Origin of the sequence: Nocardia sp. NPDC050793, from assembly GCF_040654065.1 — a bacterium.
Classification (GTDB): domain Bacteria; phylum Actinomycetota; class Actinomycetes; order Mycobacteriales; family Mycobacteriaceae; genus Nocardia.
This window is the reverse complement of the sequence record NZ_JBFAHG010000033.1, coordinates 1-1,197: the sequence shown is the minus strand read 5'-3', so window position 1 is coordinate 1,197 and position 1,197 is coordinate 1. Positions and strand designations below refer to the sequence as shown.

Below are 1,197 nucleotides of genomic sequence, written 5' to 3'. Positions count from 1 at the left end.
GCCGTTTCGTACGAGCCGGTGAGCACCACCCGATCGACCCGGGGATCGGCGATCAACTGCTTGCCGAGGGACCGTTCCTCGAGATGGACGAGACGCAGCACGTCGCGCGGCACCCCGGCCTCCCACAGTGTCTCCGCGAGGACCGAGCCGCATCGCGCGGTGAGCGCCGCGGGTTTGAGCACGACTGCCGACCCCGCCGCCAGCGCCGCCAGCGTCGACCCCGCCGGAATCGCCACCGGAAAGTTCCAGGGCGGCGTGACCACGGTCAGCGCGGACGGCAGGAAGCGCGCTCCGTCCACCGTCGCGAGATCGCGCGCCCGGCCGGCGTAGTACCGCGCGAAGTCGACGGCTTCGGAGACTTCGGGATCGGCTTCGTCGAGAGTCTTGCCGCCCTCGGCGGCCATGATCTCCAGGAGGTCGGCGCGGCGGACCTCGAGGTTCCAGGCCACGCGTTCGAGCACTTCTGCTCTGTCCGCGGCACTGCGTGCGCCCCAACGGCGTCCGGCCTGCACCGCGGTGCCCACGATGTCGTCGAGCTGGTCCGTCGATCGCACCGTGTGTGCCCGGACGAGGTCCGAACCCAGACAGGAGGCGGGAACCCGGGCGAGGATCGCGCGGCCCCAGGCCAGATTCTGTGGCAGCGACGGATCGGTATCCGCTGCGTTGGCGAAATCCTGCCTGGCCTCCGGCTCCGGAGTCTCGTTGCGATTCTGCCGCCGGTTCGGCGGGGGAATCTCGTCGTCGAGCCCGGCGACGGAGTCCCTGAACCGCTGGGCTTCGCGCTCGAACAGTGACGGATCGTCGCGCAGGTCGAACAGCGCCGACATGTAGTTGTCCCGGCCCGCGCCTTCTTCGAGTCTGCGCACCAGATACGCCAGCGCGACGTCGAACTCTTCCGGGTGGACCACCGGTGTGTAGAGCAGCAGGTTGCCGACGTGACGGCGCACCACCTCTGCCTGGTTCTGGGCCATGCCCAGCAGCATCTCGAAGTCGACACCGTGGCGTACGCCGCGCCGGCCCGCCAGCAACCAGGCGTAGGCGATGTCGAAGAGATTGTGCCCGGCTACCCCGATCCGGACGTTTTCGATCCGTTCGGGGGTGAGCGCGTAATGGAGCAACCGTTTGTAGTTCGTATCGGTGTCCAGCTTCGTGTTCCAGGTGGCGAGCGGCCAACCACGCAGCGACGCCTCCACGCGC

General features: G+C 68.8%; 1 protein-coding gene. It reads right to left on the bottom strand.

Going from position 1 to position 1,197, the window contains the following annotated elements; translation table 11 throughout:
- Window positions 1–1,197 (bottom strand): proline dehydrogenase family protein (locus AB0H50_RS35535; RefSeq protein ID WP_357461673.1); only part of this gene is annotated, 1,197 nt, incomplete at both ends.